This is a genomic window from Actinomadura meyerae, assembly GCF_900188445.1.
In the GTDB taxonomy this organism is placed as follows: Bacteria; Actinomycetota; Actinomycetes; order Streptosporangiales; family Streptosporangiaceae; genus Spirillospora; species Spirillospora meyerae.
The window spans coordinates 233,858-246,586 of the sequence record NZ_FZOR01000005.1; the positions used below are offsets into that span (position 1 = coordinate 233,858).

The 12,729-nt window shown below is 73.0% G+C and carries 14 protein-coding genes; 3 read left to right on the forward strand and 11 right to left on the reverse strand.

The features are described 5' to 3' along the window. Positions 1–126: 126 nt before the first annotated feature. The 8 genes from CHF16_RS08075 to CHF16_RS08110 all read right to left on the reverse strand — a co-directional run bounded on the left by CHF16_RS08075 (position 127) and on the right by CHF16_RS08110 (position 7,681). On the reverse strand, positions 127–1,266 hold the full coding sequence (locus CHF16_RS08075; RefSeq protein WP_089325282.1) for a zinc-dependent alcohol dehydrogenase: 1,140 nt from the start codon (positions 1,264–1,266) through the stop codon (positions 127–129). A 16-nt stretch (positions 1,267–1,282) separates the two neighbouring features. Continuing rightward, entirely contained in the window at positions 1,283–1,828 is a 546-nt protein-coding gene (locus CHF16_RS08080; protein ID WP_089325283.1) for an HD domain-containing protein, read from the reverse strand. 8 nt (positions 1,829–1,836) lie between these two features. After that, positions 1,837–3,495, reverse strand: coding sequence for a thiamine pyrophosphate-binding protein (locus tag CHF16_RS08085; RefSeq protein WP_089325284.1), 1,659 nt, complete (start codon positions 3,493–3,495; stop codon positions 1,837–1,839). A 319-nt stretch (positions 3,496–3,814) separates the two neighbouring features. After that, positions 3,815–5,191, reverse strand: a complete 1,377-nt coding sequence (gene gdhA, locus CHF16_RS08090; protein WP_089325285.1) for an NADP-specific glutamate dehydrogenase — start codon at positions 5,189–5,191, stop codon at positions 3,815–3,817. Between the two features lie 154 nt (positions 5,192–5,345). Further along, positions 5,346–5,999 carry a DUF4360 domain-containing protein gene (locus tag CHF16_RS08095; protein ID WP_089325286.1) on the reverse strand — a complete coding sequence of 218 codons (654 nt, stop codon included), beginning with the start codon at positions 5,997–5,999 and terminating at the stop codon, positions 5,346–5,348. Positions 6,000–6,026: 27 nt separating this feature from the next. Further along, positions 6,027–6,683 (reverse strand): DUF4360 domain-containing protein, encoded by a 657-nt coding sequence (locus tag CHF16_RS08100; protein WP_089325287.1) that lies wholly within the window; start codon positions 6,681–6,683, stop codon positions 6,027–6,029. Between the two features lie 247 nt (positions 6,684–6,930). Beyond that, positions 6,931–7,293: a DUF488 domain-containing protein gene (locus CHF16_RS08105; protein WP_089325288.1), complete on the reverse strand. Its 363-nt coding sequence runs from the start codon at positions 7,291–7,293 to the stop codon at positions 6,931–6,933. Positions 7,294–7,417: 124 nt separating this feature from the next. Further along, a complete protein-coding gene (locus CHF16_RS08110; RefSeq protein WP_089325289.1) occupies positions 7,418–7,681 on the reverse strand; it encodes a hypothetical protein in 264 nt (87 codons plus the stop codon). Between the two features lie 84 nt (positions 7,682–7,765). Here CHF16_RS08110 and CHF16_RS39340 point away from each other — a divergent pair, with 84 nt between their 5' ends. Continuing rightward, on the forward strand, positions 7,766–7,963 hold the full coding sequence (locus CHF16_RS39340; RefSeq protein ID WP_143227911.1) for a hypothetical protein: 198 nt from the start codon (positions 7,766–7,768) through the stop codon (positions 7,961–7,963). 115 nt (positions 7,964–8,078) lie between these two features. Here the strand turns inward: CHF16_RS39340 and CHF16_RS08115 are convergent, their stop codons facing one another. Continuing rightward, positions 8,079–8,876, reverse strand: coding sequence for a hypothetical protein (locus CHF16_RS08115; RefSeq protein WP_089325290.1), 798 nt, complete (start codon positions 8,874–8,876; stop codon positions 8,079–8,081). Positions 8,877–8,885: 9 nt separating this feature from the next. Continuing rightward, complete coding sequence (locus tag CHF16_RS08120; RefSeq protein ID WP_089325291.1) at positions 8,886–9,137, reverse strand: hypothetical protein; 252 nt, start codon at positions 9,135–9,137, stop codon at positions 8,886–8,888. A gap of 391 nt (positions 9,138–9,528) precedes the next feature. On the opposite strand from CHF16_RS08120, the gene CHF16_RS08125 reads away from it, so the two are divergent. Continuing rightward, positions 9,529–10,752: a PucR-like N-terminal domain-containing protein gene (locus CHF16_RS08125; RefSeq protein WP_089325292.1), complete on the forward strand. Its 1,224-nt coding sequence runs from the start codon at positions 9,529–9,531 to the stop codon at positions 10,750–10,752. 6 nt (positions 10,753–10,758) lie between these two features. Here CHF16_RS08125 and CHF16_RS08130 read toward each other — a convergent pair whose 3' ends face one another. Continuing rightward, entirely contained in the window at positions 10,759–11,682 is a 924-nt protein-coding gene (locus CHF16_RS08130; RefSeq protein WP_089325293.1) for an alpha/beta hydrolase family protein, read from the reverse strand. Between the two features lie 507 nt (positions 11,683–12,189). Here CHF16_RS08130 and def point away from each other — a divergent pair. After that, positions 12,190–12,723 (forward strand): peptide deformylase, encoded by a 534-nt coding sequence (def, locus tag CHF16_RS08135; RefSeq protein ID WP_089325294.1) that lies wholly within the window; start codon positions 12,190–12,192, stop codon positions 12,721–12,723. Positions 12,724–12,729: the final 6 nt, after the last annotated feature.

Sequence of the window (12,729 nt, forward strand, 5' to 3'; positions counted from 1 at the left end):
GCCCGCCCTGCCGCTGCCTGCTCTGCCACTGCCTGCTCTGCCACTGCCTGCTCTGCCACTGCCTGCTCTGCCACTGCCCGCGCTACCGCGCGGCCTCGGGAAGTGTCCTGCCATTGGGGGTCCCTCCTAGGGGTGGGATGGAGGCGGGGGGACGGGATCGGGAGTGACCACGACGCTGACCGAGCCGCCGCCGGGGGCGGCGAGGGTCTCGATCGCCCGCGCCGCGTCGGGAAGGGCGAAGGTGTGCGTGACGAGGCGGTGCAGCGGCCGGTCGCCCGCCGCGATCAGCGCGACCGCCCGCCGGAACGAGGCGTGCCCGGCCGCCCGGACGCCCTGCACGCGCAGCCCCTTCAGGACCACGTCGTCGCTGGGGAAGCCGGGAACGGGCCGCCCGTTCTTCAGCCCGGCGAGGACGACCGTCCCGCCGGGCCGGACGATCTCCATCGCGTCCAGCACGGTCGCGGGGTCGCCGGACGCGACGTCGACCACCACGTCCACCGGTGTGCCGCCGGTCAGCGCCCGGATCCGCTCCGGGACGCCGCCGCCGTCGGCCACCACTGCGGCGGTCGCGCCGAGCTCCAGCGCGAGGTCCAGCTTGTGCCGGTCGGCCGCCAGCCCGGTGACGATCACCGGGTCGGCGCCCGCGGCCCGCGCGGCCAGCACGCACGCCAGCCCGCGCTGCCCCGCGCCGAGCACCACCACGCAGTCGCCGGCGCGGGTGCCCGGCACCTCGACCGCCCACTCGACACCGGCGGCGAGCGCGTTGAACGTGGCGGCGACCGCCGGGTCCACGGCGTCCGGCAGCTTGTGCAGGACGCTGTTCGGATGCAGGTACATGCGGTCGGCGAACCCGCCCCACAGCGCGGGCGGGATCTTGGCGGGGACGAACCCGTAGCTCATCGGGAAGTGCTCCCAGCCCGCGCACAGCACGTACCGGCCCGTCCGGCAGTCCCGGCACGACCCGCACGGGAGCGCCGGCTCGACCGCGACCCGGTCGCCCTCCGCGAGCCCCCAGCGCACCGCCGCCCGCGCCCCGATCGCCGCGATCCGCCCCACCGGCTCGTGGCCGGGGACGAACGGCGACGCCGGGCCGATCGTGTCGAGCAGCGCGCCGGTGTACTCCTCGACGTCCGTCCCGCAGATCCCGCACGCCTCCACGGCGAGCAGCGCCTCGTCGGGGCCGACGTCGGGGAGCGGGAGCTCCACGAGGTCGAGGGTGCGCGGGGCGCGCTGGAGCACGGCGCGCGCCGCCCCCGCCGTCGTCATCCTCCGACCGCCCCGTTCACTTGGTGATGGTCCGGGGGCCGCCGAACACGCGGCGGACGCGGGGCGCGAAGTGCTCCAGCGTCGGCGTGTCGAAGCCGGGGTCGAAGGCGACCTGGTCCCACTCGTCGGCGAACCGGATCGCGTCGGCGTACCAGGGCTCGTCCTTGAACCGCTCCCGCTCCGCCGGGTCCCAGCCGAAGTGCTCGCCGTAGTGCGCGGCCTCGAACGTCTGGTGCGCGTGGATGATCCGGTAAACCTCGTCGCACACGTACGGCCGCAGGATCTCCGCCGCGACCGCCGCGTGGTTCGCCGTCGAGATGACCTTGCCCATGTCGTGGCACAGCGCCGCGACCACCAGCTCGTCGTCCGCGCCGGCGGCCTCCGCGTGCGCCGCCGTCTGCAGCGAGTGCTGGAGCTGGTCGACCGCGTACCCGTCGGTGAACGCGGCGAGCCCGGCCAGCATCGGGAGCACACGGTCGGGCGCCTGCTCCTGGGTCTTCAGCGTCTCCGCGCGGATGTGCAGCCACTGCTCGCGGGTGCCCTGGTCCATTCGAGTGAACATGTGCCTCCTTACCGGTAGCGCGGCCGGAAGTCCGGATCCGCGGGATCGAGCCCGTTCTCGTGCTCGGCGAACCAGCGGGTCCGCACCGCCCGGGTCAGCCGGGCGTCGACGAGGACCGGGCCGGGCGGGTCGGCGATCAGTTCCCGCAGGCCGTCCAGCTCGGCGGGCGTCCGGACGGTCGCGGCCCGCGCCCCGAACGCCTCGGCCACGGCCGCGAAGCCGGGCCGCGGGATCAGCGACAGGCCGGTGTCCATGCCGCGGTGCAGCATGTTGTGGTACTCGTAGCCGAACGCTCCGTCGTTCAGGACGACGACCACGAGGCGCAGGCCCCGGCGCACCGCCGTGTCCAGTTCGGCGAGGTTCATCATCAGCGCGCCGTCCCCGGTGACGGCCAGCGTGACCCGCTCGGGCCGCGCCGTCGCCGCGCCGATCGCGGACGCCAGGCCCAGCCCGATCGAGCCGAAGTGCACCGGGAACACGAACCCCCGCGGGTCGGGCACCGACAGGCCGCGGGACGGCTCGGACAGCGCCGCGTGCCCGCCCTCGACCACCACCGTCCGCTCGCGCGGGACCATCCGCTCCAGCGCCGCGACCACGGTGTGCAGGTCGAGGCCGGTCTCGTCGCCGCCGTCGGGGTACTCGGACCCGTAGACGTACTCGCCGAGGCGTTTCGCGACGTCGTCCGTCCGCCAGCCGGTCCTCGGCTCGGCCGTGTCGGCGAGCATCGCGGCCAGTGCCCCGGCGTCGCCCAGGACGCGCAGGTCGGCGGGCGTCTCGAACGCCTCCGGGCGGACGTCGTTGTGGACGATCACCGGGTTCGCGGCGAGCATCCGGCCGCCGTCCAGCGTGAAGGAGTTCAGGGAGGCGCCCACCGCGAGCAGCAGGTCCGACTTCCGGATCAGCTCCCGCCCCGGTGTCGTGGCGAAGCCACCGCACACGCCGATGTCGAACGGCTCACCGGTGAAGAGGCCCTTGGCCTTCAGCGTGGTGGCCAGCAGCGCGCCCGTCCGGGCGCCGAGCGCGACCAGCTCGTCCCGCGCGTGCAGGGCGCCCCGGCCCGCCACGATCACGGGACGCTCCGCCCTCCCGAGCAGCTCCGTGACCCGCGCGGCCTCCTCGGGCCGGGGCGGCGGCGCGGGCGCCGGGTCCTCGCGGAACGTTCCAGGGAGGTCCCCGGCCTCGCGCTCCAGCAGCGGCGTGGGGACGTTCAGCACGATCGGGCGCCGCTCGGTGAACGCGCGCCGCACGGCCCGGACGGCGTCCGCCGCGGCCGACTCCGCCGAGTGCGCCCACTGCACGCCCGCCCCGGTCGGCCGGACCACGTCCTCCTGGTCGATGGCCTGCGGGTTGCGCAGGTCCCCCGGTGGCGTGTCGGCGGCGACGAGCACCAGCGGCGTCCGGGCGCGCGCGGCCTCGGTCAGCGCGGTCACCGCGTTGGTCAGCGCCGGCCCGTGCGTGACGGTGGCGACGCCGAGCCGTCCGCCGGCCCGCGCGTACCCGTCGGCCATGAGCACGGCCCCGTCCTCGCGCGCCGCCGGGACGTAGTCGGCGCCGTGCTCGCGGACGAGCACGTCCACGATCGGCAGGTTCCCGTCGCCGAGGACGCCGAACAGGCACGAGACGCCATGCGCCGCGAGCACCCCCGCCACCGCCTCGGCCACCCGCATCCGCGCCTCCCAGCACACTCGGCACTGGTAGGGACTATCTTATAAAAGAAAGCATTCGGTCAAGGGTTCGCCGGGGCTCATTTGCTCAGGAAGCAGCCCGGGCCGCGCGGCTGCGCGAGGGCGCGCGCCACGTGCGGGAAGGCATGCGGAGATCGCCGGGCGTCGCGTCGGGACGTCGTCGACCGACAGGCCGGCGGCGGAAAGGAGGGGGAAGGCCCGGAGCGGGCCGGTTGGGAGCGGCCCCTCACAGGGAGCAGAGAGGGGCCGGTCGGGGCGGGGCCCTCGCCGTTGAAGGCGCCCGTCCCTCAGGCGGGATCGGTCAGACGAGGCCCTGGGCGAGCATGGCCTCGGCGACGCGCTCGAACCCGGCGATGTTCGCGCCGACGACGTAGTCGCCGGGAGCGCCGTAGCGTTCGGCGGTCTCGTAGCAGGTCTCGTGGATGTTCGTCATGATCGTCGACAGCTCCTCCTCCACCCGGGAGAAGGACCAGGCGGCGCGGCTCGCGTTCTGCCGCATCTCCAGCGCGCTGACGGCGACGCCGCCGGCGTTGGCGGCCTTGCCGGGGCCGAAGGCGACGCCCGCGTCCTGGAAGATGTGCACGGCCTCCGGCGTCGTCGGCATGTTGGCGCCCTCGGACACCGCCTTGACGCCGTTGCGGACGAGGATGCGCGCCGACTCCGCGTCCAGCTCGTTCTGCGTCGCGGACGGCAGCGCGATGTCGGCCGGGACGTCCCATACCCGGCCGCCGGGGATGAACCGGGCGGACGCGCCGCGCGCCTCGGCGTAGTCGGAGACGCGGCCCCGCTCGACCTCCTTGACGTGCTTGAGCAGGTCGAGGTCGATGCCCTTCTCGTCCACGACGTAGCCGCTGGAGTCGGACACGGTGACGACGTTCGCGCCGAGCTGCTGGGCCTTCTCGATCGTGTAGATCGCGACGTTGCCGGAGCCGGACACGACGATCTGCTGGCCGTCCAGGTCCTCCTTGCGGCGGCGGAGCATCTCGGCGACGAACATGACGTTGCCGTAGCCGGTAGCCTCCGTCCGGCAGAGCGAGCCGCCCCACAGCGCGCCCTTGCCGGTCAGCATGCCCGCCTCCCAGCGGTTCGTGACGCGGCGGTACTGGCCGAACAGGTAGCCGATCTCGCGGCCGCCGACGCCGATGTCCCCGGCGGGGACGTCGGTGTGCTCGCCGACATGGCGGTACAGCTCGGTCATGAACGACTGGCAGAACCGCATGACCTCCTCGTCGGAGCGGCCGTGGGGGTCGAAGTCGCTGCCGCCCTTGCCGCCGCCGATGCCGAGGCCCGTGAGCGCGTTCTTGAAGATCTGCTCGAAGCCGAGGAACTTCACGATGCCGAGGTTCACGGTCGGGTGGAAGCGGAGCCCGCCCTTGTACGGCCCGAGCGCGCCGTTGAACTCGACGCGGAAGCCGCGGTTGACGTGGATGACCCCGTTGTCGTCCTGCCACGGCACGCGGAACATGATCTGCCGCTCGGGCTCGATCACCCGCTCGACCATCTTGGCGGCGGCCAGCCCCGGCCGGGCCGCCAGCACCGGCCCGAGCGACTCGAGCACCTCGTGGACGGCCTGGTGGAACTCCGGCTCGCCCGGATCCCGGTGGAGGACGCTCTCGTAGGACTCCTCCAGCAGAGCCAGGGTCTCGGGTGGCGCCGGCAGACGGGGGGCCAGTGGCATGTGGGGTTCCTCCTTCAGTCCCCTCCACTCTAAAACCCTCGTTTCACCGCCTGAGACCGCCTGTCCGCAGGTCGGACCCCATGTCGGCCGACAGGCGCCGGGCCGCGTCCTCCCTGGCCGGGAACGCGGCCCGGCGTGTCGCGGGACGTTCCGGTCAGCCGGGGCACCGCTTCCACGCGAAGTGGTACGTGGTCTCGACGCCGCCGTCGGCCGAGTCGAAGGCCATGAAGCTGGTCTGCGCCGCGTCCGAGGTGCCCTGGTACACCCGCAGCTCGGTGTTGATGTTGAAGTTGCGGTCCTCGCCGCACGGCTTGAAGACCAGCTCGGCGACGGGCGTCCGGTCGGAGAACTGCCAGTTGTCCGAGTACGCGCCCTTGATCGTGTGGCTGACCGGCGTCGTCTGCGCCATGCCCTGGTGGTAGTAGTTCGCCTTCTCCATGCCGGACGCGCCGTCCGCCAGGTGGGCGAAGCCGCGGTAGTCGGCGCCGGCGATGGCGTAGGTGAACCCCTGCGGCACGTGGACCCGCAGGTTGATCTGGCAGTTCTTGCGGAAGTCGGTGGGGTCGGAGTTCCCGCCCGCCTGCGCCAGGTAGTCGCTGTAGGTCACAGTGAAGGCGGTGTTGTCGCTCGCCGTCGCCACCGCCGCGGTACCGGACTGGCAGCCCGACCCGTTCACGGTCAGGACGTCGATGACGATCCGGTCGGACGGCGGCGGGTCGGCGGCGTCCGCGGCCGCGGCGGGGGCCGCGGCCAGCGGCAGCGCGAGGGCGGCCAGGGAGGCCGCGGGGACGGTCAGTCCTCTGCGCATCGGTCGTTCTCCTCTACTCGGGGGCTGTCACCACGGGGGGCACTGCATCCAGGCGAAGTGGTAGGTGGTCTTGATGGACCCGTCGGTCGAGTCCATGGAGATGAAGCTCGTCTTCGACGGGTCGGAGGTGCCCCTGAGCACGCGCAGCTCGGTGTTGATGTTGAAGTTGCGCTCCTCGCCGCACGGCTTGTAGACGAGCTGCGCCACGTCGTTGGTGTCGGTGAACTGCCAGTTGTCGGCGTAGTCGCCGTTGAGCGTGTGCGAGATCGCGGAGGTCTGCGGCATTCCCTGGAAGTAGTAGCTCGCCTTCTCCACCGCGCTCGCGCCCGGCTCCAGCCAGGCGAACCCACGGTAGTCGGCTGACGCGATCGCGTAGGTGAACCCCTGCGGGACGTGCACCTTCATGTTGATCTGGCAGTTCTTCCGGAAGTCGGTCGGTGCCGAGGAACCGCCCGCCTGCGCCATGTACTCGCTGTAGGTGACGGTGAACGCCTCCTTGTCGTCGGAGACGGCGACGGCGGCGGTCCCGGCGGGGCACCCGGAACCGTTGACGGTCGCGATCTCGATCGTCACCCCGTCCGGCCCGCGCCGGAGCGGAGCGGCGGACGCCGGCACGGCGGTCGCGACGGCGACCGAAATCCCGGCAATTGCGGCGGCAGCGGAAACGGCGATCCCTTTACGCATGCGATTCCTCCTCGCTGGAGCCTGCGCAAAGGAAGCGTAAACTTCCCAGCTCAGAGGGGTCAATCAGCATTTTTCAACAGCCCGGCGACCGCACTGGAGCGGGCCAATAGAAGGCACCTTGCCACCCGACCAGCGACTTTGGAACGTCCATGAAACTTCCCCTTAAAAAGGGATCGTTCCAGCACGTTCATAAAGTGAATTGAACACCCGCCAAGAAAATCGCCGGCCGGTCCGCGGGTGGCGCGGGTCAGTCGGAGGCGTTGAGGCGGGTGGCGAGGACGGCGGCCTGGCTGTGGTCGAGGTCCTTCGTCGCGGTGAGCAGGGTGATGGTGCCGCGGTCGGCGAGGGCGCGGAGCCGGTCGAGGGCGGCCGCGCGGTCGGGGTCGCGCAGCTCGGCGTCGTAGCGGGCGGCGAACTCCTCGAACTTGTCCATGTCGTGGCCGTACCACTTGCGCAGCTCGGTCGAGGGAGCGACGTCCTTCTCCCACTCGTCCAGGCGGGCCTTGTCCTTCGACAGCCCGCGCGGCCACACGCGGTCTACCAGGATCCGCTTGCCGTCCTCGGACGATGCCGGGTCGTACACCCTGCGCACCCTGACCTTCCCTGCCATCACGACCTCCTCAACCCCGTCCTATACCCCGCCCCCCGCCGTGATGCGCGGATCCTGTCGGTGCCGGGCAGGACGCCGTCGGCGAGGGGGCGTGGAGTCGGCGCGCGCCGGGTGAGGGGGGATGTCACTGGGCGGTGCCGCGCGGCGCGTCCGGGGCCTCGGAACGGGCGCGGTCGGTGGCGCGGCGGGCGAACTCGGCGGCGGCGGTGCGGCGGGCGAACTCGCCGGCGAGGGCGCGGCCGAGGACGTCGTCGTCGGGGCGGTGCCGCTCCAGGTACGCGAGGGCCTCGGCGAGTTCGCCGGTGGTCAGCCGGGAGACCGGTTTCCCGGCCCAGCGCGGCGGTCTCCGGTCGGCGGCGCCCGGCGCCGCGCGGGGTGCTGAGTTCATGTTCCTGCCCTTTCCATTCCGCTGTCGGTAATGGCGCGGCGCGGCGGCGGGTGCCGCATTCGCCGCGTCGAATAGGATCGCCGCGTGCATTGGTGGAGCCAGCAGGCGTGCGACGCGGCCGCGGAGGCGCAGGCCGCCGATCCCTCTCCGGGGAATCTCATGGCGGCCGCCCAGGTGCAGGCGCTCGTCTCGCTGGCGGAGGCGCTGCACCGCATCGCGGCGACGCTGGAGGAGCAGCGGGACGACGGCGATCCCGTCCCGGGCCCCCTGCGGACCAAATAGCTTCTCCGGCCGGTACGGAGCGTCCGGCCAGAATGGCGCGGCCCGAAAAAGGGCGCCCTTTCCGCGAAAAATACCGGTGCGCCCGCGGCGGGGCGCACCGGTATCTCCCGGGGTGTCAGACGTCGCTGAACGACTTGCGCTCCGTCCGGCCGCCCGTGCTCGCGGCGAGCCGGGAGGTCTTGGCGACGGGCGGCCGCGGCGGCGGCACGGTCTCCACGAGGTGGTCGGTGTCGTGCGCCGGGGCGCGCTCCTCCGCCGCGGCGGGCCGGGGCTCGTCGCGGGGGCGGTCGCGCAGCCGCCGCGCGGCCTGCCGGAGGGCGCGCTCGCCGACCAGCCGGGTCAGCTCCAGGCCCCAGCAGTCCAGCTTGTCGGCGTCGGTGAGGTCGTCGCGGCTGCTCAGCTCGGCGGCGAGGCCGCCGAGCCGCTGCGCCTCGGCCAGGTCGAACTCGCGCATCAGGTGGCAGCACAGCTCCGCGAGGGCGGCGTGGTCGCGCTCGAACGACAGCCCCGCCAGGTCGTTGTGCGACAGCCTGCTGAGCGCCCGCTTGCGCTCCAGCTCGCCGTCGGTGAGCCGGAGGACGCCGTTGAGGAGGGAGATGGGGCCGGTGCCGGCGGCGCGGCTCTGCGCGGGGGCGAACGACATCCGCAGCACGGCCGCCGACCCGAGCCCGGACGCGATCACCCGGATGACCATCAGGCTGGCCGGGGGCGTGGTCTCCGGCAGCCCGAACGTCCAATCGGCGGCGGTGATCGCGATCAGCGCGACGATGGACGCGCTGGCGTTGACGAAGACGAACAGCAGCCCGCCCGGCGACAGGGCGGCGGAGACGGGCTTGTCGCGGTAGCGCGCGACCAGCTCGGCCAGGCCGATGGCGCCGCCGATCAGGGCGGCGAAGAGCATCTCGATGGTCATGTCCGTCCTCTACGCGCTGCGGGCGGTCAGCCGGCCGAAGGGGGAGTCCTCGCGCCGGTCGCGGCGGGGCAGCACGGCGGCGGGACGCTGCCGGGCCGCCAGCTCGGTCCGCTCGACCTCCAGGAAGACCAGCAGCCATTCCGCCGGTCCGGCGGCGAGTCCGGTGTGGGTGCGCAGCGACTGCTCGCGGGCGCCGAGAAAGGCCAGCAGCCAGCCGGTGGGCCCGGACGCCCCGGCGGCCGCACGAATACGTGAATGCATGGGGGAGACCATTTCGCAGCGGGCTCCGGAAGTCGACTTCCGCAGGGTCAAGTTTCCGCGGCGCGGGACGAATGACCAGCCAATGGCAATTCGCCGGAAACGTCCGGTACGCGATACCGATCTCCGCCCTATTGGGAGGTAATCCCGGCGGTTTTGCCCGTCCAGGGAATAGCTTTGCGAAGAATTCCGGTCCGGCCGCCGCGGGTCCGCCGCGGGAAGATTCTTTGGCGTGCCGCCGATCTTCGGACGGGCGCCGGGGAGGCCGGGCCCGCGCGGCGCGCGACACGCCGGGCGGCGCGTCCGCGACTGTCAGCCGAGTGACAAGAGGGGGCCGCCGAAACTTTCCGTGCCCGCCTATCGCCGGACGGTCGCCACGGCCGACCCTGTGGCCATGAGCCGGAGGAGGAGGCCCACCGCCGCGGACTTCCCGCTCGCCGCGGTCCCGGCGGAGGTCGCGGACCCGATGCTGCCCTACCTGAAGGCCGCGGCGGCGGAGATGGTGGAGGAGATCCAGGGGCTCGTCCCGGAGTACGCGCGCCCGCCGGACAGCCGCTACGGGCGGCGGATGCGGTGGGCCGTGGAGGAGACCGTCCGGCAGTTCGTCGGCGCCATCGGCCGGCCCGGCATGGACTGGGAGAAGGTCACCGGCATCTTCGAGGAGATCGGCGCGTACGAGGCGCGCAAGGGCCGCGGCCTGGACGGGCTGCAGACCGCGATCCGGGTGAGCGGGCAGGTCGCGTGCCGCCGGTTCATCAAGGACGCGCGGCGGCTCGGCTGGTCGCTGGACACCCTCGGCCAGATCACCGAGTCGCTGTTCGTGTTCCTGGAGCGCATCGCGGGCGCGGCCGGGCAGGGCTACGCGCGGGCGCAGGGCGAGCTCGCGGGCGAGCGGGAGCGGTTCCGGCGGCGGCTGCGCGACCTGCTGGTGATGGACCCGCCGGCCAGCGCGGAGGCGATCGAGGAGGTGGCGCGGTCGGCGGGCTGGCCGGTGCCGCGCACGCTCGCCGCGGTCGCCGTCCGCCCGGACGGCGGTGCCGTCCCGGTGCTGCCGCCCGTGTTCCTCACCGACTGGGACACGCCCGAGCCGTACCTGGTCTGCCCGGACCCTGACGGCCCCGGCCGCGACCGGATGATGGCCGCGCTCAAGGGGACGCGGGCCGCGGCGATCGGTCCGGCCGTCGCGCCGGCCAGGGCGGCGGTGTCGCTGCGCTGGGCGCGGCGGGGGCTCGCGCTGGTGGAGCGGGGCGTCCTGCCGGGCAAGGAGCCGCTGCGCTGCGTAAACCACCTGCCGAGCCTGGTCGCGGCGCAGAGCGAGGAGCTGGTCGACCTGGCGCTCGACGCCCGGCTCGCGCCGCTGATGAAGCTGCCGCCGCACCGCAGGGACGCGCTGTCACGCACGCTGCTCACCTACATGGAGTGCCGGGACAACGCGGTGGCGGCGGCGGAGCGGCTGATGGTGCACGAGCAGACCGTCCGGTACCGGATCCGGCGGCTGGAGGAGACGCTCGGCGGGGTGATGCTCGACCCCGACCGGCGCATCGAGCTGCTCCTGCTGCTGCACCATCTCGTCCGGCTCGCCCCGGGGGACCGGCGCCTGTCCCCCGGTGGCGGGTGAGACGTGTCAGCCGGTCGGGCAGGTGCCCTCGTAGTCGGCGATGCTCGTGCCCGGTTCGGGCTCGGGGCAGAGGAACTGCTCGTAGCGGGCGTCCTCGTCGACGAACCGCTTCATCCAGGCGATCGCGTACTTCGCGATGGTGGCGTTGGGCGAGTTGAAGGCCATGTGCCCGGCGTTCCGCAGTTCGAGGTACGCCTTCTCCGGGACGCCGGTGAGGCCGGTGTAGTAGGCGTGGGCCATCGTGCCGGCCGGGGCGATGAAGTCGTTGTCCGCGCCCATGACCATTGTCGGGGTCCGGACGGCCTTCCCGTCGTATCCGGGGTCCCAGGGCGCGAGCGGGACGGCGGCCTTGAGCGAGGTCCGCTTCCGCACGGCCTCCAGCGTCCCGCCGCCGCCCATGGAGTGGCCCATGACGGCGAGGCGGGAGGCGTCGATGCGGTCCTTGGCCGCGCTCTCGCCGGTCAGGTAGTCGAGCGCGGCGAGGAGCTGGTCGCCGCGGGCGGCGGGCACGTCGAAGAGGCTGTTGGTCTCCAGCGTCATGACGACGAAGCCCTGGGAGGCGAGGCGCGGCCCGTACCAGTCGATGAGGGCCTGCGGGGAGACGAACCCGGGCGAGACGGCGATGGCGCCGAAAGTGCCCTGGCCGCGGTCGGTCGGCGCGTAGATCGTGCCCCGGTTGAAGCCGGTGCCGCTGCCGGCCGGGACGTCGATCTTCTCGATGGCGAACGGGCCCCGCTCGGCGGTGATGCTGGCCTCGGTCGGCGCGGGACCGCGCTCGTACGGGCCGGCGGCGAGCCGGACGGCGGCGGGACGGGTGGCGGGGCCGGGAGCGGTGGGAGCGGCGACGGCGGCGGGCGCGAGGGCGGCACTCGCGGCCAGCACGGCGGCCGCGGGGAGCACTCTGAACGCACGCGTCAGATGCCTGGTCATCGGGCGTACCTTTCAGTAGCCGAACCGCGGACGGGGGGTTCCGCGGTTGCCTGAATTGTGGGACGCCCGGTGCGTCTTGACTGCTGAGGCGGCGACGCGTTCTCACCGGCGCTCTTGTCGCGAACTGACAAACGGGAGGAGGGGCCACTCCCCCCGAAGTGACCCCTCTCCCCCCGTTCCGCCGTGCCGGCCCCGGGTGCTCTCACAGGACCGGCCGCTCCCCCCGAAGCGGCTCGCAGCGGCCGGTGGCGGACGGGAAGAACGTAGCGAGGAAGCCCCGGCCGGATCGAGGGTTCGGCCCGCCGCGTCGACAAGCGGGCGACTGTGTGCGACTAGCGGAATACGCTCTGCATCCACCTGTGGGCGCGGCGGTGGGGAACGCGCTGTGCGCGCCGGGTGTACGCACTGTGTGATCGCGTCTGCGTAGGCTTGTCCTCCGGAGACCGTTGCGGACGCGGGACCGGGCTACGCGGAGATCGGTCCGGCCGGCTGGGGAGGCGCGAGACGATGGCGGGACGCGTGCGGCCGATCACGCTGGTGGGGACGCCCGTCCTGCATCAGGCGTGCCGGCCGGTCGAGGAGTTCGACGAGGCGCTGCGGGAACTGACCGACGACATGTTCGCCAGCATGTACGAGGCGGAAGGTGTCGGCCTGGCCGCGAACCAGATCGGCGTTGACCTGCGCGTCTTCGTCTACGACTGCCCTGACGCGGACGGCGAGCGCCGCAAGGGGGCCGTGGTGAACCCCGTCCTGGAGCTGCCCGCGCTGAGCGACCGGCGGCTGGACGACGACGAGGAAGGATGCCTCTCCGTACCGGGCCCACACGCGCGCCTGGCCCGCCCTGACCACGCGACCGTGCACGGCTTCGACGTCAGGGGCGAGCCCATCACGGTTGAGGGTACGGGTCTGCTCGCCCGCTGCCTTCAGCACGAGACAGACCATCTTGAGGGCAAGCTCTACATCGACCGGCTGTCGGCCAGGTCCCGCAAGAAGGTCCTCAAGGAGTTCGAGGCCCTCCGCGCGGAGCACACCGAAAACTGAGCGCAG